The organism is Porphyrobacter sp. MBR-155 (assembly GCF_040547625.1).
GTDB lineage: Bacteria > Pseudomonadota > Alphaproteobacteria > Sphingomonadales > Sphingomonadaceae > Erythrobacter.
Window position 1 is genome coordinate 64,022 of sequence record NZ_JBEPQB010000001.1, and the last position, 23,683, is coordinate 87,704.

Consider the following 23,683-nt stretch of genomic DNA (forward strand, 5'->3'; position numbering starts at 1 on the left):
TGTCTTGGTGCAACGATTGCGTTCAGATTGCCTCTTTCAGTCCAGCCGCTCTCGTGACAAGAGGCAGGGTAACAACAGTCCCATCCAGGAGTGCCAAAATCATGAATCTCGAATTCACCCCGGAAGAGCAGGCGTTTCGCGACGAAGTGCGCAGCTTCATCGCTGACAATTATCCCGCGCATCTGGCCGATTTCGGTATGCGCGAAGATATGTCGCCTGAAGACATGCTCGCCTGGCACAAGATTCTGGGCGCGAAGGGATGGTCGGTTCCGGCCTGGCCGGTCGAATATGGTGGCACCGGCTGGACCCCGACCCAGCGTTATATCTGGTCGGAAGAAAACGCCCGCGCCAGCACCTTCATGCCGCTGCCGTTCGGCGTTTCGATGGTTGGCCCGGTAATCTACACCTTCGGCAACGAAGCGCAGAAAGCCCAGCACCTGCCCGGCATCCGCAGCGGCGATGTGTGGTGGTGTCAGGGCTATTCCGAACCGGGCGCGGGCAGCGATCTTGCCAGCTTGAAAACCACCGCCGTGCGGGACGGCGATCACTACGTCATCAACGGGCAGAAGACCTGGACCACGCTGGCGCAGCACGCCGACTGGGGTTTCTTCCTGTGCCGCACCGATCCCGCTGCTGCCAAGCCACAGGAAGGTATCAGCTTTATCCTGGTCGACATGAAAACGCCGGGCATCGAAGTGAAGCCGATCAAGCTGGTGGACGGCAGTTACGAGGTCAACGAAACCTGGTTGACCGATGTGCGCGTGCCGGTTGAAAATCTGGTGGGCGTCGAAAACAAGGGCTGGACCTATGCCAAGTTCCTGCTCGCGCATGAACGCAGCGGGATCGCCGGAGTCGCCCGGTCAAAACGCGGGGTGGAAAAGCTGCGCGAAATTGCTGCGGCTGAAACGCTGGACGGCGCGCCGCTGATCAAGGATTTCGATTTCGCCCGCAAGGTCAGCCAGCTGGAAATCGATCTGGCCGCTTTGGAAATCACCGAATTGCGCACGCTGGCAGGCGAACAGGCGGGCAAGGGGCCGGGGCCGGAAAGTTCAATCCTCAAGATCAAGGGCACCGAAATCCAGCAGCGCCTGACCGAACTGACACTGGAAGCGGTCGGCACCTATGGCACGCCGTTTTACGGAAATATCGCCAAGGTGCCGGGCGATGCGGGGTCGAACCAGTATCCGGTCGGCCCGGATTACGCGCAGCACGCCGCCGCGACCTATTTCAATATGCGCAAGACCTCGATCTATGGCGGATCGAACGAAATTCAGCGCAACATCATCAGCAAAATGATCCTCGGCCTTTAAGCGCCTGAGTGACGGGAGAGTTTACGTGGATTTCAATTTCACCGAAGAACAGGAAATGGTGCGCGATGGGCTGTCGCGGCTGGTGCGCGAACAATATGACTGGGAAACGCGGCGCAAAGCGGTCGCCAGCAATGATGGCTGGCGTCCCGAAATCTGGGCGCAATTGGCTGAACTGGGCATTCTCGGGATGCCGTTCAGCGAAGCTGATGGCGGCTTTGGCGGCGGCGCGGTTGATTCGATGATCATCATGCAGGAATTCGGCAAGGGGTTGGTGGTTGAACCCTTCCTGCCCACCGTGGTGTGCGCGGGCGGCTTTCTGAAGCACGCGGGCACGCCTGCACAAAAGGACGAACATATCGGCGGGATCGTGGCGGGCAGCCGGGTGTTCGCCTTTGCCTATGCCGAACCGCGCGGGCGCTATGACTATGCCGATCTGGAAACCACCGCGAAGAAGGACGGCAGCGGTTATGTGCTCAATGGGCACAAGGCGGTGGTGATCGGCGCGCCGTGGGCGAGCCATCTGATCGTGACCGCGCGCACCAGCGGCGAACGGCGCGATCGTGCTGGCGTGTCGGTGTTCGTGGTCGATAAATCCGCCCCCGGCATCGTTACCCGCGATTACGAGACCTTTGATGGCCGCCGCGCGTCGGAAGTCTATTTCGAAAAGGTGGCGATCCCGGCTGATGCCTTGATCGGGGAAGAGGGCGCAGGCCTGCCGCTGATCGAACTGGTGACAGATGAAGCCATCGCCGCGCTGTGCGCCGAAGCCTGCGGGGCGATGAAGGTCGCCCACGCGATGACGGTCGAATATTCGCGCCAGCGCAAGCAGTTCGGGGTGGCGATTGGCAGCTTCCAGGTGCTCCAGCACCGCATGGTCGATATGTACACCGCCTACGAACAATCAGTGTCGCTGACTTATCTTGCGACGCTGCGGCTTGACGCGCCCGACGCCGAGCGCGAGCGCGCGGTTTCGGCAGCCAAGGTCGGGGTTGGGCAGGCGGCGCGGCTGATCGGTCAGGATGCGGTGCAGATCCACGGCGGCAACGGCGTGACGGATGAATATGCGATTGGCCATTACTTCAAACGGCTGACCATCTTCGATTCCGAATTCGGCAATGTCGATCACCATATGAAGCGCCACATCGCATTGGCCTGAAAAACGACGGGGGGTAGACATGGAGAAAGACGGCTTATCATTCCGCCATGCACCGCGCAGCCTGCTGATTACAGTTGTGGCGGCGAATATCGGCCTCGCTTTTGCATGGCTGTCCGGTAGCGCTAGTATTGTGATTTCAGGGGTGCCAGCGGTGTTTTTGTGCGCGTGCCTGGCATTCGCGGTCAACTGGCTGGCATTCATACCGGCCGCGCTGTTCCAAAGCGACCGGTTTTACGACACGACCGGCGCGCTCACTTATCTGACGGTGATCGCGGCGGCGTGTCTGGCCGCTTGGCCGCTGGATAGCCGCGCGGCGGTGGTGGCGGTGATGGTGGCGATCTGGACGGTGCGGCTCGGCAGTTTCCTGTTTACGCGCATCCATGCCTCGGGCGGCACCGATCAACGGTTCGCAAAGATCAAGATCAACCCCCCGCGCTTTCTGGTGGCGTGGACGTTGCAGGCGGTGTGGGTGATTTTCACCGCATCAGCGGCGCTGATCATCATCACCGCGCCCAATCCTGTGCCGCTCGACGGCTTCTTCTGGGCGGGCGCGTTGCTGTGGGTGATCGGCTTCGCGTTCGAAGTGATCGCCGATGAACAGAAACGCCGGTTCAAGGCTGACCCCGCGAATGAAGGTCGCTTCATCACATCGGGCCTGTGGGCATGGTCACAGCATCCCAATTACTTTGGTGAAATCACGCTGTGGCTGGGTATTCTGGTGATCGCGCTGCCGCTGCTGTCGGGCTGGAGCTTCCTTGCGATTATCTCGCCGCTGTTTGTGGCGCTGTTGCTGACCAAGGTGAGCGGGATCAACCTGCTCGATGGCATCGCCAGAAAACGTTGGGGCGATGATCCGGCCTATCAGGCCTATCGCAAGACCACCCCGGTGCTGTTCCCACGGCCGCCGCGCGCGAACGGCTGATCTGATCCGAACAGAAGTTGCTCTAAACTGTGGCCTCTCGGTAACATGATGCAAACGTTTGTCGCTGTGTTGAATTTTTATTGCACCATTTTGACACTTTTGCGTTCATGGCGCGTCTCAGAAAAAATTTGAAACAGGGGTCTCTATGCGAATTCGTGCTCTGCTGCTTGCCAGCCTCGTCATGCCTGCAGTGCCCGCCTATGCGCAGGATGCCGACACCGCCGTTCAAGACGCCGGGCAGGCGATCATCGTTACCGGTTCGCGCCGGGCCGACCGCACCGTGGGTGACAGCGCGGTGCCGATCGATGTGATTTCTGCTGAACAGCTCAGCAATTCCGGCTTCACCGAAACCACGCGTCTGCTGCGCGATCTGGTGCCCAGCCTCAATTTCCCGCAGCCGTCGGTTACCGATGGCACCGATGTAATCCGCCCGGCAACCCTGCGCGGGCTGGGCGCGGATCAGACGCTGGTGTTGATCAATGGCAAGCGGCGCCATGCCTCGGCCCTGCTCAACATCAATGGTTCGGTCGGGCGCGGCACGCAGGCGGTGGACATCAACTTCATCCCCTCCTCCGCGATCCGCCAGGTCGAAGTGCTGCGTGACGGCGCGGCGGCGCAATATGGCTCGGATGCGATTGCAGGTGTGATCAATTTCCAGCTGAATAACGCCAGCGAGGGTGCAACCTTCAGCGCGACCTACGGCGGCTACATCACCTCGATTGAGGGGGTGAACCAGATTGACGGGCTGGCGTTGGATGGCAACGGTCAGCCCACCCTGGCACCGGACGGCACGCTGGCGGTCAATGATACCGGGCGCAACCGGAGCGTCGAAGATGGCGGCGTGCTGACGCTGGCGTCCAATTTCGGCCTGCCGCTGGGCGAAAATGGCTTTCTCAACCTGACGGCGGAATATCGTGACCGCAATGCGACCAACCGCACCGGCGCTGATCGCCGCCCGCAATTCAATGTGGTCGGCGGGGTGTTTGACCCGCGCGAGCAGAATTTTGATCGCCTGTCGCACCGGTTTGGTGATGCCAAGACCGAAGATTTCTCGCTGTTCGCCAACGCGGGCATCGAACTGAACGAGCAGGTCAACCTCTATGCCTTTGGCGGATATGGTGAACGCGATGGCAATTCTGCCGGATTTTTCCGCAGACCATCGGATGCGCGCAATGTGCCAGCCATTTTCCCTGACGGGTTCCTGCCCGAAATCGATACGCAGACGACCGACTGGGCGATTACCGGCGGCGTGCGCGGCGAAGTCAGCGGCTGGAATTACGACCTGTCGACGCAGTATGGCCGGAACGAGGTCGATTTCGAGATCCTGAATACGCTCAACGCATCGCTCGGCGCGGCCAGCCCGACTGAATTTGATGCGGGTGGCCTCGAATATACCCAATGGGTCAGCAATTTTGACGTCAGCCGCGACATCGCAGGCTTGTTCCAACGCACGACATTGGCCCTGGGGCTCGAATACCGGCGGGAAACCTTTCAGTTAAGCGCCGGTGAACCTGACAGCTTCCGCTTTGGCGGCGTTACCATAAACCAGAATAACCCGCTCAATTCCAGCACGGCAGGCGCTGCGCCCGGTAGCCAGGTGTTCCCCGGCTTCCAGCCGACCATCGGCGGGGTGTCGGTGGTGGACGGCAATGCCCGCAACAACTTCTCGGCCTATGCCGAACTCGACATCGACGTGATCGAACAGTGGAACGTCCAGTTGGCTGGCCGCTATGAAGATTATTCGGATTTCGGCAGCGACTGGAACGGCAAGATCGCCACCCGGTTCGAAGCGACCGATTGGCTGGCGCTGCGCGGTGCGGTTTCCACCGGTTTCCGCGCGCCGGGTGTGGCCCAGCAGTTCTTCGCCGCTGCGGCTACCAATAACGTGAACGGTGTGTTGGTGGATGCGGTGACGCTGCCGGTTGGCAACCCGGTTGCACAGGCGCTGGGTTCTACCCCGCTCAAGGCTGAAACCGCGGTCAACTGGTCGGTCGGGGCGGTGTTCAATCCGATCCCGCGGTTCAACCTGACCGTCGACTGGTTTCAGATCAATATCGATGATCGGATCGTGCTGACCGAAAACCTGACGGCGTCGCGTGACGCTGCCGGCAACCCCAACGGCAATCCCACGCAGCAAGCGATCGCGCAGATCCTGAATGATGCCGGGTTCAACACGATTTCCGCCGCGCGGTTCTTCATCAACGGGGTCGACACGCGCACGCGCGGGATTGATGCGATCGCCACCTATCGCATGGATGTTGGCGATGAGGGCAAGCTCAATCTGACCGCAGGCTACAACTGGACGCAAAACCGCATTACCGCGCGCAATGATACGCCCGGCGCGCTCAATCAAGTGCCGGGGATTGAACTGTTCGGGCGGCAGGAATCGCTGCGGATCGAACAAGGTCAGCCGCGTAACCGGACGAATCTTGGGCTGGATTATTCGCAAAACTGGCTCGGGTTTACGCTGCGCGGCAACCGCTACGGACGGGTGCTGGCTGCGGGCGGCAGCGAGTTTACCGATCTGAACATTGAATCGGCCTGGGTAGTGGATGCCGAAATCCGGGCGGAAGCGGTCAACGGGCTAGAGTTTGCGGTGGGTTCGAACAACCTGTTTGACAAATTCCCGACCAACCTGCCGACCGGCGTGGGCGTTGATCCGGACACCGGCAACCCGCGCAACAATTCAGCGAACAATTTCTTCCTGCCGTTTTCCAGCTTTTCACCGTTCGGGTTCAATGGCCGGTTTGTCTATGGCCGGGTGAGCTACCGGTTCTAGGGCAGTCTGGGCCAGTCTAAGGCAGGGCAAGAAAGAACTGATGCCAAAGGTCGACGAGTCAGACTCGTCGGCCTTTGGTTATGCCTGCGAACCAAGCTGGGCAAACCGGACTGGTCGCATTTGTCACATGGATGACACATAAACGCCATAATGGCGCGCAGGTGCTCACGCTTTGGTGGGCGTTTGCCAAAGGCTGTTGTCGATGCCGTTTGCGGTTCGGAATATTGGTGTGAGTGTTCTGGCTTTGGCGATGGCGGCAGGTGCCCATGCGCCGGTGCTAGCCCAATCCAACGCTGCTGCCGAAGCGGGCGAGGCCGATCAGGCCCGAACCATCGCCGATCTTCAGCGCCAGATTGATGAATTGAAGGCGGTGGTTGAACAGTTGAAAGCGGCGCAAGTGGCGACCGGACCTGCGCCCGAACCCGCCGGCACGGCGCTGGCGCAGCAGCAGCCTGTCCAGCAGGCAGTCAACCCGACTCAGCCGACTCCAGTTCTGGCACAGGTCGAAGCCCCCACCCGCGCCGCTGCGCCAACGCGCAAGGCCTGGTATGAAAAGCTGTCCCTGCGCGGCTACACCCAGATGCGGATAAACGAGATCGTTTCCGGCGATTCGACCGCACCTGCGGGTGTTTCGCGCCTGCGCACGATCGGCGATAGCGGCGTTCGCGATAACAGCAATTTCAGCCTGCGCCGCGTCCGCCTTGCGGTGCAGGGCGACGTCAACGACCATGTCTCGATCTACCTCCAGCCCGATTTCGCCGTTGCGGTATCCAACCAGACAGCGGGTGAGCGGCGCGAGGGGTTTGTGCAGTTGCGCGATGCCTATGCCGACGTGTTCCCGACCGGCGACAAGTCGTTCCGTATCCGGCTTGGCCAGGCGAAAGTGCCCTATGGCTGGGAGAACCTGCAATCGTCGTCCAACCGCCTCGCGCTGGATCGGACGGACGCGATCAACAGCGCCGTTCCGGGGGAGCGCGATGTGGGGATCGCCGCCTATTACACCCCGCCTCAGGTGCGCAAGATCTGGGATCGCTTGTCAGCCGATGGGCAGAAACTTTTCGGCAATTACGGCGCGTTCGGGCTGGGCGTGTTCAACGGACAGGGCACCAACCGCACCGAAACCAATGATAGTGTGATGACTGTGGCGCTGGCCACCTGGCCGTTTGAACTTGATGGTCTGGGGCTTGATGGGCAGGTGCTGGAACTGGGCGGATCGGCGATCCGCAACCGTTTCAACCCAGAACTGCGCAGCGGCGGGGTCAGCCCTGTCAGTTTCAAAGACAATCGCGCCGGGGTGCACGCGGTGCTGTATCCGCAGCCTATCGGTCTGCAGGTCGAATGGAACTGGGGCACCGGGCCGGAATTTGATCCGGCGACCGGGCAGATCGAACAACGTTCGCTCAATGGCGGCTATGTGCAGGCGATGGGGCGGGTCAAGCAGTCACCGCTCGGGCCGTTCTATCCCTTCGCGCGGTGGCAATATTATCGTGGCGGCTTCAAGGGCGCGGTCAATGCCCCCCGGCTGGAAACCGAGGAGCTGGAACTGGGTCTCGAATTCCTGCCAACTTCGGCGCTGGAACTGACCGCGACCTATGGCTGGGCATCGCGCAAGGAAGCCGACGAACGCCGGTTAGGGCAGGCTGACGGCCAGATCCTGCGGTTGCAGGCGCAGTGGAATTACTAATACCGGCGCGCTGGCATAGCGCGCTTTAGCCGCGACCCGTGGGTTTTGGCTTTGGCTTTGGCTTTGGCCTGCCATGCGCTGGGGCGTGGGGTTTGGCCTGTGCGCCCGCATGGGGCTTGGGCTTGAACGGGCGTGCCTGCGCGGGGCCGTTGGGTTTGCCGCGCTTGGCATTTTCGCGCGCGGCCATGCGCGGCGGTTCGGTGGAGGGGGCAATCGCGACATAACCGCCGTCCTCCTCGTTTCCGGCGGTTGCCACAATCGCTTCGGCAAATTTGCCTGCAATCGCGCGCGGCACCTGGAAAAAAGTTTCCTGCTGGCCGATGCGGATCGCGCCGATTTCGTTGCGGGTGATGTGACCGCGGCGGCAGATCAGCGGCATCACCCAGCGCGGATCGGCGTTCTGGCGGCGGCCGATATCCATCTTGAACCAAACCGTATCTTCAAATCCGGGGCGGTGTTTATCCTGATGCGCGCTACGCTGCGCTTCGACCGAGGCGGCGAGCAGTTCTTCGGGTTCGGGCATCGACGCGCGGTGCGCCTGCACAAGCATCGCGGCGATTTCCTGCGGTGAGCGGGTTTCGAGCAGCTTGTCCGCCAATTCGCGGTCGCCATCGGTCACTTCGACCGGCTGCATCAGCTTGTCGAGCAGCCGCACCCGGTCTTGGGCAATGATCGCATCACGATCAGGCGCGGTGGTCCATTCGGCGTTGATCTTGGCATGGCGCAGCATCGATTCGATCCGCTTGCGGCGCGGGTAGGGGACGATGATGACCGCCACGCCTTTCTTGCCCGCGCGCCCGGTGCGGCCCGAACGGTGCTGCAGGGTTTCGGCATCGCGGGGGATTTCGACATGGACGACCAGGCTGAGCGACGGCAGATCGATCCCGCGCGCGGCCACATCGGTCGCCACGCAAACGCGGGCGCGGCGGTCGCGCAGCGCCTGCAACGCCTGATTGCGTTCCTGCTGCGAATGTTCGCCCGACAGTGCGACCACGCCGAACCCGCGTTCCTGCAAGGTGGCATGGAGGTGGCGCACATTTTCGCGCGTCGCACAGAACAACATCGCGGTTTCCGCCTCGTGGAAACGCAGCAGGTTGACCACCGCGTTTTCAATCTCTGACGGTGAAACGGTGACCGCCTGATAGGCAATATCGCCATGCCCACGCTCGCTGCCGGCGGTGGAGATGCGCAGGGCGTTCTTCTGGTAACGCCGGGCCAGTGCCTCGATCGGGCGCGGCATGGTCGCCGAAAACATCAGCATCCGCCGTGTTTCGGGGGTGGCATCGAGGATTTCTTCCAGCTCTTCGCGGAACCCCATGTCGAGCATTTCGTCGGCTTCATCGAGCACCACGACCGCTAGCGATGACAGGTCGAGCGCACCGCGTTCCAGATGATCGCGCAGCCGCCCCGGCGTGCCGACAACTATGGTCGCCCCGGCTTGCAGCGCGCGGCGTTCGACCTGCGGGCTCATGCCGCCGACGCAGGTGGCGATGCGCGCACCGGCGGCCTTGTAAAGCCAGTCAAGCTCGCGCGCGACCTGCAACGCGAGTTCGCGGGTCGGCGCAATCACCAGTGCCAGCGGCGCGCGCGCGGGCGGCACCCGGCCATTATCGCCCAGCACCTGTTCGGCAAAGGCAAGGCCAAACGCCACGGTTTTGCCCGAACCGGTCTGCGCCGACACCACCAGATCGCGCCCATGCGCTTCGGGTTCCAGCACGGCGGTTTGCACCGGGGTGAGCGCTTCGTAGCCGCGCTGGGTCAGGGCCTCGGCAAGGCCAGCGGGAAGATCGGGAAATGGCATGGAAAAAGGCTTTCAGGCGAGTGCGCGCGCCAAGGGCAGGGGCACAAAGGAATGTGAAATCGACCGAGCAAGAACGGGGCGCTTGGCCCGTTCGCGGGTGCGTCGATGCGCGGCCCATACACGTTTGCAGGCGGTTTGGCTTGCGTTTAATTATACGGGCGCGGGCAGGGGTCAATCAGGCGCGGCGGCGGCCAGCATATCGATCAGATTGCGCGCGGCTTCACGGTCTTCCTCATGCGCGAAGGCAATGTCGAGATCGGGCGCATCGCCCAGCACCATCAACAGCGTCCACAGGGCAAAGCGCTGCCCGCGATCCTGCACCATGCCGAAATCCACCCGCATCCGCTCCACCCCGGCGGGCAGCGCAGCGGGCGCGACCTCGGCCAGATCGCGGGTGCCGAAATAACGTTGCAACAGGTCAGCCATGTCCATGACGGGGGCTTTATCGCAGCATTGCCCGCTTGGCTATCGGGTCATCGGGCGCTCAGAACGACTGCACCATTTGCAAGGGCATTTCATCGGGCGGCCACTGACTGCCGCAGATCTGGCCGCGCTGGTCAGCCAGCCTGAACCTGTCGCCGCCTGAAGGCCGCCAGCGTCAGGCGGTTTGCCGCACCACCAGTTGCGGGGGCAACACCAGGCTTTCGGTCTGTTCCCCGGCCAGCCGCCGCAGCAGCAGGTCAACCAGCCCGCGCGCGCCGGCCGCGATGTCCTGCTTGACCGTGGTCAGCAGCGGCACGGTATGCGACGCGATCGGCAGATCATCGAACCCGATCAGCTTGATGTCACCCGGCACCGCCACTCCGCGTGTCCGCAGGGCCGTGAGGCATAGCGCCGCAAGCGTGTCGGTCGCAGCAAAGATCCCGTCGATCCGGCCCATGACGGTGTCAAGATGGCGGGCAATTTCATCGCTCGCTCGCTCGGGGGAAAGGTGGGTCGGCAGTTCGATAATTGGCGGCAGGCCCATGCGCCGCGCGACATCTTCGGCGCCGGCAAAGCGCGCGGCGAATTCGATCGCGGTGGTGTCGCCCAGAAACGCCAGCCGCTGCGCTCCGGCAGCGATCAGGCGTTCAGCCGCCTGCCTGCCGCCCAGCCGGTTATCGGTGCCGACCACGCAATGGCGCTGGCCTTCGGCATGATTGCCCCACACCACCATCGGGCCATAGCCATCGGCGACCTCCTCGATCCGGTCGAACTGATCGGACTGACCGATCACGATCACCCCGTCGATCATGCCTGATCCGATGAACCGGTCGAGCCAGTCGGCGTCGTCCTTGGGCACCACGCGCCGCAGCATCAGGTCATAACCTCTGAGCGTAAGTTCATCGGCAAGGAAGCCGAGCAGGGTCATGAAGAAGGTGTCGGAAATCTGCTGGCGGGTGTCATGCCCCAGCGGGATGACCACCCCGATCACCCCGGTTTTCTGGCGGCGCAGCCCGCTCGCCATCTGGTTGGGGCGGAACCCGTGTTCGCGGGCAATCGCTTCGATCTTCTCGCGGGTTTTGGCGTTGACCAGGCTCTTGCCCGCCAGCGCGCGCGATACCGTTCCGGGCGATACCCCGGCCAGCCGTGCCAGATCGGTGATGGTGCGCACTGCGGTGCGCGCCGTTCTGTCCTCGCCCATGTCTAGCTTGCCACCAGCCCCTGTTCGCGCGGGCGGCGGTGCCCGGCATCGACCCGCAGCGTAGCTATCGCGCCAGCCAGCATCAAGACGCCGCCCAGCATCAGCACATTGCGCGGATCGCCGCCCAGCAGCGGGCGATAGATCAGCGGCATGGTGAGCGTCTGGATCAGCATCGGGATGACGATGAACAGGTTGAAAATGCCCATGTAAATGCCGTTTCGCGCCGGGGGGATGCAATCGGCCAGCATCACATAGGTGTTGCCCATCATCCCCGCCCAGCCAATCCCGATGCCCAGCATCAGCACAAACAGCGCCGCAGGCGTGCTGGCGCCAGGGATCATCAGCATCGCCGCGCCCGATGCGGCGAGGCACACCGCATGGACGTGCCGCGCCCCGAACCGCGCCACCACCGGGATCAGCGCCAATGCGCCCAGAAACGCGATGAAATTATACAAGGCACCCGCCTGCTGGGTGGTCAGCGTGGCTTCACGAAAGGCGGCGCTGGCAGGCGCGCTAGTATTGTAGATGCTGCGCCCCACGGCAAAGGTGATATATTGCCAGTATGCGAACATCGCATACCATTGGCACAGCATCGCGGCGGCAAGCTGGCGCATCGGGCGCGGCATATCGCGGATGGCGGAACCAATGTCAGCAAAGGTGGCGCGCACGGTCAGCGGTTTGGCCTCCAGATCAGCCAATTGTTCGGGCGACAGCGGCAGTTCGCGCACCCGGAATACCGACCACACAATGGTCGATATCGACAGGATCGCCCCGATGATGAAGGCAATCCGCACGATCACCGGAATGCCATTGGCGTCGAGCACATCGCGCGCCACGAACGCGGTCAGCAGGCTCGGCGCGAGATAGGACAGCGTCTGCGCAAGCCCGGTAAAGGCGCTCTGGGTCAGGAACCCGACCGAACGCTGGCTCGCCTTGAGCCGGTCGGCAACATAGGCGCGGTATGGCTCCATCGTGATGTTGTTGCCCGCGTCGAGGATCCACAGCAGGCTGGCTGCCATCCACAACGTGCTGGAATAGGGCATGGCGAACAGCGCCAGCGAACAGATCACCGCGCCGATCAGGAAATAGGGCGTGCGGCGGCCCAGCCGGGTGTTGGTGCGGTCGCTCATCGCGCCGACAATCGGCTGGATGATCAACCCGGTCATCGGGCCTGCCAGCCACAACAGCGGCATGGTTGCCTCGTCCGCGCCAAGAAAGCCGTAGATCGGCCCCATATTGGCCTGTTGCAGCCCGAAACTGAATTGCAGCCCGAAGAAGCCGATATTCATTTCGATGATTCGCAGCAGCGAAAGCCGGGGCTTTTCCGTCATATGCGCCTGTCCGATCCTCTTGTCCGCACGGATCTGTCGCCGCGCTGTGACATGGAAGTGACACGTTTCCCGGTAAAATGCAAACGTTTGCAAGATTCCTGTTGCAAACGTTTGCAATGGGCGTAGTCATGAACGTGTCGGCGCCACAGAAGCGCGAATTCGAGAGGAGACTACCCATGAAATTGCGTATCGCGCTTTGTGCAAGTGCAGCCCTGTGTGCCATCGCCAGTCCGGCTGTGGCGCAGGATAATCTCGCTGATGAAACGGCTGAGACCCAAGGCAACGAAATCATCGTCACCGCGGTTGCGCGCGGCCAGAACCGGATCGAAAGTTCGGTTTCGGTCAGCACCATCGGCGCGGACACCATCGCCAATCTTGGTTCGCCGTCTTCGGCTGACCTGATCCGCCAGATCCCCGGCATCCGTTCCGAAGCATCGGGCGGTGAAGGCAACGCCAACATCGCGGTGCGCGGCATCCCGGTATCAACCGGCGGGGCACGCTATATCCAGTTGCAGGAAGATGGCCTGCCGATCCTTGAATTCGGCGACATCATCTTCGGCAATGCCGATAACTTCCTGCGCGCCGATCGTTCTGTCGCCCGCGTCGAAGCGGTGCGCGGCGGCTCGGCCTCGACCTTCGCCTCGAACGCGCCGGGGGCGGTGATCAACTTCATCTCCAAGACCGGCCAGCAGGAAGGCGGCGCGATTCAGGGCAGTGTCGGGCTGGATTTTGAAAGCTACCGGCTCGATTTCGATTACGGCGCGCCGCTGGCTGATGACCTCTATTTCCATGTCGGCGGCTTCTACCGCACCGGCGAAGGCCCGCGCGATATCGGGTTCAACGGTTATGATGGCGGCCAGATCAAGGCCAATATCACCAAGGAATTCGATGGCGGCTATATCCGCTTTTCGGCCAAGTATCTGGATGATCGCACCCCGACCATTCTGCCGCAGCCGGTATTTGTGGGCGGGACTGACGCCAGCCCGGATTTCAACGCGATCCCCGGCTTCAACCCGCGCCGGGATTCGCTGCTCAGCCCGTTCCTGACCCCGGCGGTGACGCTGGATGGCAACAACAACCCCGCCAGCTTTGATTTCCGCGACGGGCTTTCGGTCGAAAGCTTCGCCTTCGGGATCGAAAGCGAGATCGACGTGGGTGGCGGGTGGACGCTGACCAACCGGTTCCGGTTTGCGGACAATTCGGGCAGCTTCCAATCGCCCTTCCCGGCGAGCGCCGACACCGCGCAGAATGTTGCCGACGCCATCGGCGGCGCGGGTTCGACGATCGAATTTGCCTCTGGCCCCAACACCGGCGCGGTCGCCAATGCGGCCAATATCGGCGGCAACGGGTTGCTCACCAATGTGGTGGTGTTCAACGTCCGGCTCAACAGCCTCGACAACATCACCAATGATTTTCGGGTGAACAAGGAATTCGATTTCAGCGGCGGTTCGGCCAATTTCACCACCGGCTTCTACCTGTCGCGCCAGACCATTGATACCGACTGGCTGTGGACGTCACACGTCCAGACCGTGCAGGGCAATGGTGAGGCGGTGCTGGTCGATATCCGCGATGTGAATGGAGATCTCGTCACGCAGAACGGCACGGTCGGGTTCGGCGCAAGCTTCTTCGGCAATTGCTGCCGCCGCAATTATGATGTCGATTACAGCACCTACGCACCCTTCGCGTCGCTTTCGCTGGAACTTGACCGACTGACGCTCGATGGCAGCATCCGTTATGACTTTGGCGATGCCGATGGCACGATCACCGGGGCTGACAGCGGCTTTGGCATCGGGCTGACCAGCTTTGATTTCGATAATGACGGCGTGATCAGCCCGGCTGAGGCGCAGACCAGCGTGCTCCCGCTCGGCAGTGCGCGTCCGGTCAATTACAACTTCGATTATTTCAGCTTCTCGCTCGGCGCGAATTACCTGCTGACCGATGATCTGGGCGTCTTTGCGCGTTACAGCCAGGGCGGCCGTCACACCGCCGACCGCAGCCTGTTTTCGCCCGCAGTCAGCGCGGTCGATGGCAGCCTGCCGGGCGGCGATTCCGGGGTGATTGCCAAGGTCGATCAGCTTGAAGCGGGGCTGAAATATCAGGCCAACGGATTGTCGGTATTTGCCACCGGCTTCTATGCTGAAACATCGGAAACCAATGTCGATATTGCCCCGGTGGTGCTGTTCGATACCGAGTTTGAGGCTTACGGTGTCGAACTCGAAGCTGCATACCGCATGGGCGGTTTCACCCTGTCAGGCGGCGCGACCTGGACCGATGCGGAAATCAAGGATGCGCTTGACCTCACCGTCATCGGCAACACGCCGCGGCGTCAGGCTGATCTGGTCTATCAGGCGACCGCGCAATATGATGCCGATCTGTTCACGCTGGGCGCGAATGTGGTGGGCACCACCAACAGCTTCACGCAGGATTCAAACCAGTTGAAGCTGCCCGGATTTACGCAGGTGAATGCGTTTGTCGCGGTGCGCCCGGTTGACCGGATCGAAATCGGGCTTAACGCGCAGAACCTGTTCAATTCCAACGGGTTCACCGAAGCGGAAGAAGGCGCAATCCCCGGCAACAACATCGTGCGTGCGCGCTCGATTGCGGGCCGGACGGTGCTGGCTTCGGTGCGGTTCGACTTCTGATCCACACCATCGCAAACGGGCTGGCCGCCAACTCTCCCGGTGGCCAGCCCGGTTTTTTGATTCAAGATTTGGGATAAGCTGCTGCCATGACGACAGCCTGGACCGCGGAGCACGTGCGCCAGATTACGCCGGGCGCTGCGGCGTTGATCCCGCCGATTATCGCGCCGGATTACTCGCGGCTTGATCCCGCGCGGCTCTATTGGGATATGTGGCCGGTGCAGGACGCGCACGGCCAGCCCGCCACCATCGCCGGGCGCGCGCTATGGATGGCCCTGACCGCGCCTGACAGGGGCGATCCGGGGCTGCGCCACTTCGAAGCGAAGATACACCTGATCGAACGGCGAGAAGGTGAATGGCTGGATCTTGGCCCGGTCCTCCCTGATTTTGATGTGCCATACGAACGCGAATGGGCAGGATCGGCGCTGTTTGATGACGGGGTGATGACGCTGTTCCTCACCGCCGCCGGCACCGCCGCAAAGGCCGGGGGCTATCAACAGCAGCTTTGGCAGGCGAGCGCGGCGGTAGGGGCCGATGGCCTGCCGGGCGAATGGAGCTTTCCCACCCCGTGTTTTGATAATTACGGCGCAGATTACATGCCCGCCGATGCCCATGATGGCGCACCCGGCATGATCAAGGCGTTCCGCGATCCGGCCTATTTCCGCGATCCGGCGGACGGCACCGAATACCTCGCCTTCACCGCGTCGCTGGCCGGGTCTGACAACGCGTTCAACGGTGCGTTCGGATTGGCGCGCAGGGATGCGTCAGGGTGGGTGTTGATCCCGCCTTGCCTCCATGCAGACGGCGTCAATAATGAGCTGGAGCGCGCGCATCTGGTGTTTCACGGCGGGCATTACTATGCCTTCTGGTCAACGCAGACAGGGACATTCGCACCCGAATTGCGCCATGCGCCGGGGGGGCTTTACGGGATGGTGGCGACATCGATGCAGGGGCCGTGGAAGCCGTTGAACGGCACCGGGCTGGTGCTTGCCAACCCGGCCGACCGCCCGCTGCAGAGCTATAGCTGGTTCGTCGATGCCAGCCTGACGGTGTGTTCCTTTGTCGATATGCTGCCCGATGGCGGTTTTGGCGGCGTGCCCGCGCCGTTGTTGCAGCTGGAACTGGATGGCGAGCGCGCGGCGCTGCGCGCGGTGCAATCACAAGGGGTCGCATGATGCTGGGCGGGATCGAGGCGGGCGGCACCAAATTTGTGCTGGCGGTGGGTTCTGCGCCTGATGCGATCAGCGCCCGCCACACCATCCCCACCCGCGATCCGGCCACGACGCTGGCCGAGGCGGCGGCGTGGTTCAAGACGCAGGGCGCGATCACAGCGCTGGGGATCGGCAGTTTCGGCCCGGTTGAACTTGACGCAGGCAGCCCACGCTGGGGCTTCATCACCAACACGCCCAAACCGGGCTGGGCCGATTGCGACATTGCCGGGTTCTTTGCAGGCAAGCTTGGCGTGCCGGTCGGCTTCGATACCGACGTGAACGCCGCCGCGCTGGCCGAATATGTGGCGGCCGGGGGGCAGGGCGGCAGCCTCGCCTACCTTACCATCGGCACCGGCATCGGCGGCGGACTGGTGCTGGATGGCGAGCCGGTGCATGGCATCGCGCATCCGGAAATGGGCCACATCTACCCGCGCCGCCACGCGGATGACCGCGACTTTGCCGGGATATGCCCGCATCATGGCGATTGTCTGGAAGGCCTTGCCAGCGGCCCCGCGATTGCCGCACGCTGGGGCAAGTCATTATCGCAATTGCCCGCGGATCACCCCGGCCATGCGATCATCGCCGACTATATCGCGCAGGCCTGCCATATGCTGTTCGCGAGCATCGCGGTGGGCGAAGTGGTGATCGGCGGCGGCGTGGCGAACACGCCCGGTCTGATCGAGCGGGTGGCTGATCGCGCACGGGAACTCGATGCGGGCTATCTGCCCGGCGGCCCGCGCCACCGCATCATCCGCCCGCGACGCGGCGCAGACGCCGGGATTATCGGCGCGCTGATGCTGGCGAAAGGTGTCTCAGCCTAAGCCGTAAGCGGCCTTTGCCATCGCTTCGATTGCTGCCTTGTCAGGCGCGCCCTTGGGAGACACCCAGCTTCCGCCAACGCACAGCACCGGATCGAAGGTGAGCCATTCGGCGGCATTGTCCGGCCCGATCCCGCCGGTGGGGCAGAACCGGCACTGACCAAACGGCGCGGCCAGCGCCTTTAACGCGGGCAAGCCGCCCGCCGCCATCGCGGGGAAGAACTTGAACCGGGTCAGCCCCATGTCCAGCCCGCGCATGATGTCACCGGCATTGGCGATGCCGGGCAGGAACGGGACACCGCTGGCAATCGCCGCCCTGCCCAATGGCTCGGTCAGGCCGGGGGAAACGATAAACTCGCTCCCCGCCGCCAGCGCCGCGTCCAGTTCTGCCGGGTTGGTGACGGTGCCCGCGCCGACAATCGCGCCGGGAACCTGTTTCATCGCGGTAATCGCGGGCAGCGCCGCCGGGGTGCGCAAGGTGACTTCGAGCACGCGCAATCCGCCTGCCACCAATGCCTCGGCCAGCGGCACCGCGTGGGCGACATCGTCAATCACGATCACCGGGATCACCGGGGCGATGCGCATCAAGTCATCAATCGTGGCCATCGTCAGATTCCCCCGGTGGCGAGCATCGCGCTCGCGCCTTGTTCGGCCCCATCGGCAAAGCGGCGCATCATCCCGAACAATTCGCGCCCCGTGCCCATGTCGGCGCGCGGATCGGGCACCGGATCGCGGGCCGAAAGATCGGCGGTGGTCGAAAGCTCACCCGTGACCGCGCAGACCTTGACCACATCGCCATCGCGCAGGCGCGCCAGCGGGCCGCCACCCAATGCTTCGGGCGTGCAGTGGATCGCGGCGGGCACCTTGCCGCTCGCCCCCGACATTCGCCCATCGGTGACGAGCGCCACGCGGAATCCGCGATCCTGCAACACGCCCAATGGCGGGGTGAGCGAATGCAGTTCGGGCATTCCGTTGGCGCGCGGGCCCTGGAACCGCACCACCACCACCACATCGCGGTCAAGCTCGCCCGCCTTGAACGCAGCCGAAACGGCGGCCTGATCGGCAAACACGCGGCACGGCGCCTCGATTGTCCAGCGTTCGCGATCAATCGCCGAGGTTTTGATGCAGGCGCGCCCCAGATTGCCGGTCAGCAACCGCATTCCGCCATCGGGCTTGAACGGGTCAGACACCGGGCGCAGCATCGTATCATCGCCCGCCGCGCCCACTTCGCGCCACGTCAGTTCTTCGCCATCAAGGCCGGGTTCGCGCGCATAGTCGCTGAGATCGCTACGCCCCACGGTCAGGATATCGCGGTGGGCAAGGCCCGCTTCGATCAGCTCGCCAATCACATAGCCCATGCCGCCCGCCGCGTGGAACTGGTTCACATCGCCCGATCCATTGGGATAGACCTGCGCGATCAGCGGGACGACCGATGACAGCGCCGACAGATCATCCCAGTCAAACACGATCCCCGCCGCGCGTGCCATCGCGGGAAGGTGGATCGCGTGGTTGGTCGATCCGCCGGTCGCCAGCAGGCCAACCGCGGCGTTGATGATCGCCTTTTCATCGACGCAGCGGCCCAGCGGGCGGTAATCATTGCCCTTGCGCCCCAGCGCGGCGACACGGTGCACCGCTTCACGGTCAAGCGCCTGACGCAATTGCGTGCCGGGCTGGATGAAGGCGCTGCCCGGAATGTGCAGCCCCATCATCTCCATCATCATCTGATTGGAATTGGCGGTGCCGAAAAAGGTGCAGGTGCCGGGCGAATGGTAACTGCCCATTTCGCTGGCCAGCAGTTCGGCGCGGGTCGCCTTGCCTTCGGCATACAGCTGGCGGACGCGCTGCTTTTCCTTGTTGGGAATGCCGCTGGGCATCGGGCCGCTGGGGACGAAGATGGTCGGCAGGTGTCCGAACCGCAGCGCCCCGATCAGCAATCCGGGCACGATCTTGTCGCAGATGCCGAGCATCAGCGCGCCATCATACATCGCATGGCTGAGGCCGACGGCGGCGGACAGCGCAATCACATCGCGGCTGAACAGCGACAATTCCATGCCGCTTTCGCCCTGTGTCACCCCGTCGCACATCGCCGGGGTGCCGCCCGCCACCTGCGCCGTGGCACCGATTTCGCGGGCGTAAATCTTCAGCCGATCGGGATAGCGGCCATAGGGCTGATGGGCGGACAGCATATCATTATAGGCGGTGATGATCCCGATATTCGCGCCCTTGCCCGCAACCAGCGCGGCCTGATCTTCCACCGCCCCGGCATAGGCATGGGCGAGGTTGGAGCACGATACAGCGCTGCGTTCACCCATATTATCGGCTTCGCGCGCGATCAGATCGAGATAGGCGGCGCGGCTGGAGCGGGAGTTTTCGATAACCCGCTGGGTGACGCGGTGAAGCGTGTCGTTGAGATCATTCATGCCACGTTACTCCGTCGCGTTCCGCCAGCGCGATGGCGGCGCTTGGCCCCCAGCTTCCGGCGGTATAGGTTTTTGGCGTCAGGCCTTCTTCTTCCCAGCCAGCGCGGATTGCGTCGATCCAGTCCCACTGCGCTTCCACCTCGTCGCGGCGCACGAATAGGGTCTGATCACCCTCAATCAGATCGAGCAGCAGGCGTTCATAGGCAATCCGCCGCACCGCGCCGCTGAATGCATCCTGCATCGCGATATTGAGCGGCACCTGCCGCAGACGGATGCCTTCGCGGTCCAGCCCCGGCACCTTGGCCATCAGCGACAAGGTGATGTTTTCTTCCGGCTGAATGCCGATCACTAGCTGGTTGGGCTGCATCGTTGCGCCTTTTCCGGCGAAAATGCTGTGCGGCACACTGCGGAACTGGATGACGATTTCGGTCACGCGCCGGGGCATCCGCTTGCCGGTGCGCAGGTAGAACGGCACGCCCTTCCAGCGCCAGTTATCGACGTGCGCCTTGATCGCGACAAAGGTTTCGGTGTCCGACGGCTTGCCCAATTCATCGTCATAACCCGGCACCGCAGCACCGTTTATGGCACCTGCACGATATTGCCCCGTCACCGTCTCGCCCGCTTCGACGGCGCGTAGCGCGCGCAGCACCTTGACCTTTTCATCGCGCACAGCCGTCGCATCGAAATGCGCGGGCGGCTCCATCGCCACCAGCGCGAGCAATTGCAGCATGTGGTTCTGCACCATGTCGCGGATTGCGCCCGCATCATCATAGAACGCGACGCGGCCTTCCAGCCCGACGGTTTCGGCGACGGTGATCTGCACGTGATCAATATGCGCCGCATTCCACAACGGTTCGAACATCAGATTGGCAAAGCGCAGTGCCAGCAGGTTCTGCACCGTCTCCTTGCCAAGATAGTGATCGATCCGGAAAATGCGGTCTTCGGGGAAGGCGGCGGCGACCGCATCATTGATTTCGCAGCTGGTAACGAGATCGGTGCCGAGCGGCTTTTCAAGGCACATCCGCACATTATCACCTGTCAGCCCGGCGGATTGCAGCCCCTTGATGGTGGGTTCAAACAGGCTCGGCGCGGTCGAGAGGAAGATCGCAAGCCCGCGCGCCGGGGTGCCGACTCTGGCGGCAAGATCGCCATAACCTTCAAGCGTGGTCGCATCGAGCGTCTGGTAGCTGAGGCGGTTGAGGAAATCCGCCATCCGCCCGCGCCGGTCAGCGGGGAGGTATTTCTCCAGCGCCGCGCGCGCGAAGCTGCGATATTCGCTGCTGGTCAGCTGGCTGCGGGCGGTGCCGATAATCTTGAGGTCATCGGCCAGCAAGCCATCGGCATCGAGCGCAAACAGGCTGGGCAGCAGCATCCGTTGGGCAAGGTCGCCCGTGGCTCCGAACAACAGCAGGCGGTCAGCGGTGAAGCTCATGCAGGGCGGCCTTTTTCCTAGAGCCCCCTACCTAGGCGCACGCGGCCGTCGCCGCCACCCCGCGCATACTTATTCAAGTGTGCGCAGGGTCATGCAGGTCGGCGGGCAAAGATCCCGAAGCCCGCAATAATGGCATAGCAAACAGCCGGCAGCACCAGCGCAAACGCCAGGCTGGTGGCATCGGCCAGCGCGCCATAAAGCACCGGCACCACCGCGCCGCCGCAAATGGCGACGTTGATGATCCCCGATCCGTCCGCAGTGCGCGGCCCCAGCTTTTCGCAGGCGAGGCTGAAAATGGTAGGGAACATGATCGCGTTCATCAGACCCACTGCCAGCAGCGAATAGCCTGCGATCACCCCGGTCGAATTGGCCGAAATCGCAATCAACGTGATCGCGCCCGCCGCCACCGTCGCCAGCAACAGGCCGGGGCTGACCATGCGCAGCAGGCCCGAGCCGATAAAGCGCCCCACCAACGCGCCGCCCCAATAGATTGAAATCAGCTGCCCTGCGCCTTGTTCGGGCAGGTTCAGCACGTGCGATTGCATCAGGTAGTTGACGATGAAACTGCCAATCGCGACTTCCGCGCCGACATACAGGAAAATTGACGCCGCGCCGTAGCCAAAGCGCGGGCGCTTGAGCAGGCCAAGCCCTTCGGCAAGGCTGGTGTGTTCGTGCTTTTCACCCTTCAACCGGTTGCGGAACAGCCAGACCACGCCCGCGACCACCGCAAGAGCGGCGGCAAGGCCGAGATAGCCGTTCACGATCGCCTGACTTTCCGCCGTGCGATAGGCGGCCAATTCGGCGCCTGACAATTCGGCGGCGGTGACGCTGGCTAGGCTGCCAAGGATCAGAATCGCGCCGAAATAGGGGAAAATCGTGGTGCCTAGCGAATTGAACGCCTGTGCAAAGGTGAGCCGGCTATGCGTCGTCTTCGCGGGGCCAAGCACGCTGATCAGCGGATTGGCGACAATCTGCACCAGCACCACGCCGGTGGCGAGGATGAAATAGGCCAACAGGAACATCGGGAACAGCGCCGTCTGGCTCGCCGGGATGAACAGCAGGCAGCCTGCCATCATCGTTACAAGCCCGGCCACCGCGCCGCGCATATAGCCCAGCTTCTTGACCAACCGCGCGCCGGGAATGCCGACCACCGCATAGGCGATGAAGAACCAGAACTGCACCAGACTCGCTTCAAAAAAGCTCAGCGTGAACAGTTCTTTCAGCTTGGGGATGATCACATCGTTCAGGCTGGTGATCCCGCCGAAGATGAAGAACAGCGCGAACACGAAATAGTTCAGCCCCGGCGCATCGACCTGCGGTGTATCATCCGCCCCGCTTGCCAACACCTCTGCCGGACTCACGCCTGGTGCAATTGCCATCGCTGCTCTCTCCTGTTGCGAACGTTCTCTCGACGCTCCCGCGCAATCCATGCGCGAGGCCGCTCTACAATTCCAGTGAGAATAGGAATGCACACGCGCGCTTGCACAGGGATATCAACAGGCCGTAGAGGTGCGAGCATGAGCGGAGCATCACGCAGACGGCCAACATCATTCGACGTGGCAGAGCGGGCGGGGGTCAGCCAGCCCACTGTCAGCCGCGCGCTATCCGGATCGCCCGCGATTGCCGAGGCGACCCGGCGCAAGGTGGTCGAGGCTGCCGAGGCGCTCGGTTACTTCGTCGATGAACGCGCCGCGCGGCTGCGGCGCGGATCGACCGGGACGCTCGCGGTGGTCGTCATCTGCCGCGAAGGCGATAGCGCGGCCACTATCAACCCGTTTGCCTACGCGCTGCTCGGCTCTGTCTGCGTCGCCGCGTCGGAACGCGGGTTTGAAACGCTGGTGTCGTTTCAGGCGCGCGCCGAGGCGTTTTTCGGCCACTATCAGGAACAGGGCCGCGCCGATGGTCTGGTGGTGATCGGCACCACCACCAACACCCCCGCATGGGAACATTTCCGCGCGCTTGATGGGGAAGGGCGCAGGGTCGCCTATTGGGGATCGCCGTTTGACGAGCTTGATTGGGTGCGGTCAGACAACCGCGCGGCGGGCAGGCTGGCGGTCGAACATCTGCTGGCCGCAGGCTATCGCCGCCCGTGCTTCCTCGGCGCGCTGAATACGCCGCAGGTGCAGTTTACCGAACGCTATGAAGGCTATGCCGAAGCTATGCGCGCCGCCGGGCTGGAGCCGTGCCTTGCCCCCACCGTCAACGCCGCCAGCCGCGAAGAAGAAGGCCGCCGCGCCGCGCGCCGCCTGATCGAGCGGGGCGATTTCGAACAGGGGGGCGTGGACGCGGTGTTCGCCGCCTGCGATGCGATGGCGCTGGGCGCGATGGAGGCCTTTGCCGCCGCCGATCTGACGGTGCCTGCGGATATGGGGGTGATGGGGTTCGATGATCTGCTGGCGGGCCGCTTCGCCCGTCCGGGGCTGACCACGATTGCCCCCGATCCCGCCGAAGCGGGCGCGGCGCTGGTCGAAGCGGTGCTCGATGAGAACGACGATAATGCCCGCCGCCGGGTGCCGGTATCGCTGATCGCGCGCGGCAGCACGGCGCGTTAAATCC

17 protein-coding genes are annotated in these 23,683 nt (G+C 63.1%); 9 read left to right on the forward strand and 8 right to left on the reverse strand.

What is annotated here, in order from left to right:
* The first annotated feature begins 101 nt into the window (after window positions 1-101).
* From ABIE62_RS00350 to ABIE62_RS00370, 5 genes are all read left to right on the forward strand, one after another.
* Window positions 102-1,310 carry an acyl-CoA dehydrogenase family protein gene (locus tag ABIE62_RS00350; protein ID WP_354322581.1) on the forward strand — a complete coding sequence of 403 codons (1,209 nt, stop codon included), beginning with the start codon at window positions 102-104 and terminating at the stop codon, window positions 1,308-1,310.
* 25 nt (window positions 1,311-1,335) lie between these two features.
* Complete coding sequence (locus tag ABIE62_RS00355; RefSeq protein ID WP_354322582.1) at window positions 1,336-2,466, forward strand: acyl-CoA dehydrogenase family protein; 1,131 nt, start codon at window positions 1,336-1,338, stop codon at window positions 2,464-2,466.
* Window positions 2,467-2,485: 19 nt separating this feature from the next.
* Entirely contained in the window at window positions 2,486-3,388 is a 903-nt protein-coding gene (locus ABIE62_RS00360; protein ID WP_354322583.1) for a DUF1295 domain-containing protein, read from the forward strand.
* 145 nt (window positions 3,389-3,533) lie between these two features.
* Window positions 3,534-6,167 carry a TonB-dependent receptor plug domain-containing protein gene (locus ABIE62_RS00365; protein WP_354322584.1) on the forward strand — a complete coding sequence of 878 codons (2,634 nt, stop codon included), beginning with the start codon at window positions 3,534-3,536 and terminating at the stop codon, window positions 6,165-6,167.
* A gap of 250 nt (window positions 6,168-6,417) precedes the next feature.
* Entirely contained in the window at window positions 6,418-7,851 is a 1,434-nt protein-coding gene (locus ABIE62_RS00370; RefSeq protein ID WP_454184766.1) for a porin, read from the forward strand.
* A 25-nt stretch (window positions 7,852-7,876) separates the two neighbouring features.
* On the opposite strand, the gene ABIE62_RS00375 is transcribed toward ABIE62_RS00370, so the two are convergent.
* The 4 genes from ABIE62_RS00375 to ABIE62_RS00390 form a co-directional block, all read right to left on the reverse strand.
* A complete protein-coding gene (locus ABIE62_RS00375; RefSeq protein ID WP_354322588.1) occupies window positions 7,877-9,652 on the reverse strand; it encodes a DEAD/DEAH box helicase in 1,776 nt (591 codons plus the stop codon).
* A 171-nt stretch (window positions 9,653-9,823) separates the two neighbouring features.
* On the reverse strand, window positions 9,824-10,084 hold the full coding sequence (locus tag ABIE62_RS00380) for a hypothetical protein (protein WP_354322590.1): 261 nt from the start codon (window positions 10,082-10,084) through the stop codon (window positions 9,824-9,826).
* A gap of 166 nt (window positions 10,085-10,250) precedes the next feature.
* Window positions 10,251-11,276, reverse strand: coding sequence for a LacI family DNA-binding transcriptional regulator (locus ABIE62_RS00385; RefSeq protein WP_354322592.1), 1,026 nt, complete (start codon window positions 11,274-11,276; stop codon window positions 10,251-10,253).
* A gap of 2 nt (window positions 11,277-11,278) precedes the next feature.
* Window positions 11,279-12,607, reverse strand: coding sequence for an MFS transporter (locus tag ABIE62_RS00390; RefSeq protein ID WP_354322594.1), 1,329 nt, complete (start codon window positions 12,605-12,607; stop codon window positions 11,279-11,281).
* 176 nt (window positions 12,608-12,783) lie between these two features.
* Between ABIE62_RS00390 and ABIE62_RS00395 the strand changes: the two genes are divergently transcribed.
* The 3 genes from ABIE62_RS00395 (at window position 12,784) to ABIE62_RS00405 (ending at window position 17,278) form a co-directional block, all read left to right on the forward strand.
* Complete coding sequence (locus tag ABIE62_RS00395) at window positions 12,784-15,249, forward strand: TonB-dependent receptor domain-containing protein (protein WP_354322596.1); 2,466 nt, start codon at window positions 12,784-12,786, stop codon at window positions 15,247-15,249.
* Between the two features lie 86 nt (window positions 15,250-15,335).
* Window positions 15,336-16,421: a glycoside hydrolase family 68 protein gene (locus tag ABIE62_RS00400; RefSeq protein ID WP_354322597.1), complete on the forward strand. Its 1,086-nt coding sequence runs from the start codon at window positions 15,336-15,338 to the stop codon at window positions 16,419-16,421.
* Window positions 16,418-17,278 carry an ROK family protein gene (locus tag ABIE62_RS00405; protein WP_354322599.1) on the forward strand — a complete coding sequence of 287 codons (861 nt, stop codon included), beginning with the start codon at window positions 16,418-16,420 and terminating at the stop codon, window positions 17,276-17,278. The genes ABIE62_RS00400 and ABIE62_RS00405 overlap by 4 nt, the downstream gene beginning before the upstream one ends.
* Here the strand turns inward: ABIE62_RS00405 and eda are convergent.
* The 4 genes from eda to ABIE62_RS00425 all read right to left on the reverse strand — a co-directional run bounded on the left by eda (window position 17,270) and on the right by ABIE62_RS00425 (window position 22,506).
* Entirely contained in the window at window positions 17,270-17,881 is a 612-nt protein-coding gene (gene eda / locus ABIE62_RS00410; protein ID WP_354322600.1) for a bifunctional 4-hydroxy-2-oxoglutarate aldolase/2-dehydro-3-deoxy-phosphogluconate aldolase, read from the reverse strand. The two genes, ABIE62_RS00405 and eda, sit on opposite strands and share 9 nt — an antisense overlap.
* Before the next feature lie 2 nt (window positions 17,882-17,883).
* Window positions 17,884-19,695: a phosphogluconate dehydratase gene (gene edd, locus ABIE62_RS00415; RefSeq protein ID WP_354322602.1), complete on the reverse strand. Its 1,812-nt coding sequence runs from the start codon at window positions 19,693-19,695 to the stop codon at window positions 17,884-17,886.
* Window positions 19,688-21,127, reverse strand: coding sequence for a glucose-6-phosphate dehydrogenase (gene zwf, locus ABIE62_RS00420; RefSeq protein ID WP_354322604.1), 1,440 nt, complete (start codon window positions 21,125-21,127; stop codon window positions 19,688-19,690). Before zwf ends, edd begins: the two co-directional genes overlap by 8 nt.
* 89 nt (window positions 21,128-21,216) lie before the next feature.
* Entirely contained in the window at window positions 21,217-22,506 is a 1,290-nt protein-coding gene (locus ABIE62_RS00425) for a sugar MFS transporter (RefSeq protein WP_354322605.1), read from the reverse strand.
* A 138-nt stretch (window positions 22,507-22,644) separates the two neighbouring features.
* Here ABIE62_RS00425 and ABIE62_RS00430 point away from each other — a divergent pair, with 138 nt between their 5' ends.
* The gene (locus ABIE62_RS00430) at window positions 22,645-23,679 is read left to right on the forward strand and encodes a LacI family DNA-binding transcriptional regulator (protein WP_354322607.1); all 1,035 of its coding nucleotides are present in this window, start codon (window positions 22,645-22,647) and stop codon (window positions 23,677-23,679) included.
* Window positions 23,680-23,683 lie beyond the last annotated feature (4 nt).

Bases quoted from the DNA above. Each gene is read 5' to 3' on its own strand.
- ABIE62_RS00350 (WP_354322581.1), top strand. From the start codon at position 102: ATGAATCTCGAATTCACCCCGGAAGAGCAGGCGTTTCGCGACGAAGTG.
- ABIE62_RS00360 (WP_354322583.1), top strand. From the start codon at position 2,486: ATGGAGAAAGACGGCTTATCATTCCGCCATGCACCGCGCAGCCTGCTG.
- ABIE62_RS00365 (WP_354322584.1), top strand. From the start codon at position 3,534: ATGCGAATTCGTGCTCTGCTGCTTGCCAGCCTCGTCATGCCTGCAGTG.
- ABIE62_RS00370 (WP_454184766.1), top strand. From the start codon at position 6,418: ATGGCGGCAGGTGCCCATGCGCCGGTGCTAGCCCAATCCAACGCTGCT.
- ABIE62_RS00375 (WP_354322588.1), bottom strand. From the start codon at position 9,652: ATGCCATTTCCCGATCTTCCCGCTGGCCTTGCCGAGGCCCTGACCCAG.
- ABIE62_RS00380 (WP_354322590.1), bottom strand. From the start codon at position 10,084: ATGGACATGGCTGACCTGTTGCAACGTTATTTCGGCACCCGCGATCTG.
- ABIE62_RS00385 (WP_354322592.1), bottom strand. From the start codon at position 11,276: ATGGGCGAGGACAGAACGGCGCGCACCGCAGTGCGCACCATCACCGAT.
- ABIE62_RS00390 (WP_354322594.1), bottom strand. From the start codon at position 12,607: ATGACGGAAAAGCCCCGGCTTTCGCTGCTGCGAATCATCGAAATGAAT.
- ABIE62_RS00395 (WP_354322596.1), top strand. From the start codon at position 12,784: ATGAAATTGCGTATCGCGCTTTGTGCAAGTGCAGCCCTGTGTGCCATC.
- ABIE62_RS00400 (WP_354322597.1), top strand. From the start codon at position 15,336: ATGACGACAGCCTGGACCGCGGAGCACGTGCGCCAGATTACGCCGGGC.
- ABIE62_RS00405 (WP_354322599.1), top strand. From the start codon at position 16,418: ATGATGCTGGGCGGGATCGAGGCGGGCGGCACCAAATTTGTGCTGGCG.
- eda (WP_354322600.1), bottom strand. From the start codon at position 17,881: ATGGCCACGATTGATGACTTGATGCGCATCGCCCCGGTGATCCCGGTG.
- edd (WP_354322602.1), bottom strand. From the start codon at position 19,695: ATGAATGATCTCAACGACACGCTTCACCGCGTCACCCAGCGGGTTATC.
- zwf (WP_354322604.1), bottom strand. From the start codon at position 21,127: ATGAGCTTCACCGCTGACCGCCTGCTGTTGTTCGGAGCCACGGGCGAC.
- ABIE62_RS00425 (WP_354322605.1), bottom strand. From the start codon at position 22,506: ATGGCAATTGCACCAGGCGTGAGTCCGGCAGAGGTGTTGGCAAGCGGG.
- ABIE62_RS00430 (WP_354322607.1), top strand. From the start codon at position 22,645: ATGAGCGGAGCATCACGCAGACGGCCAACATCATTCGACGTGGCAGAG.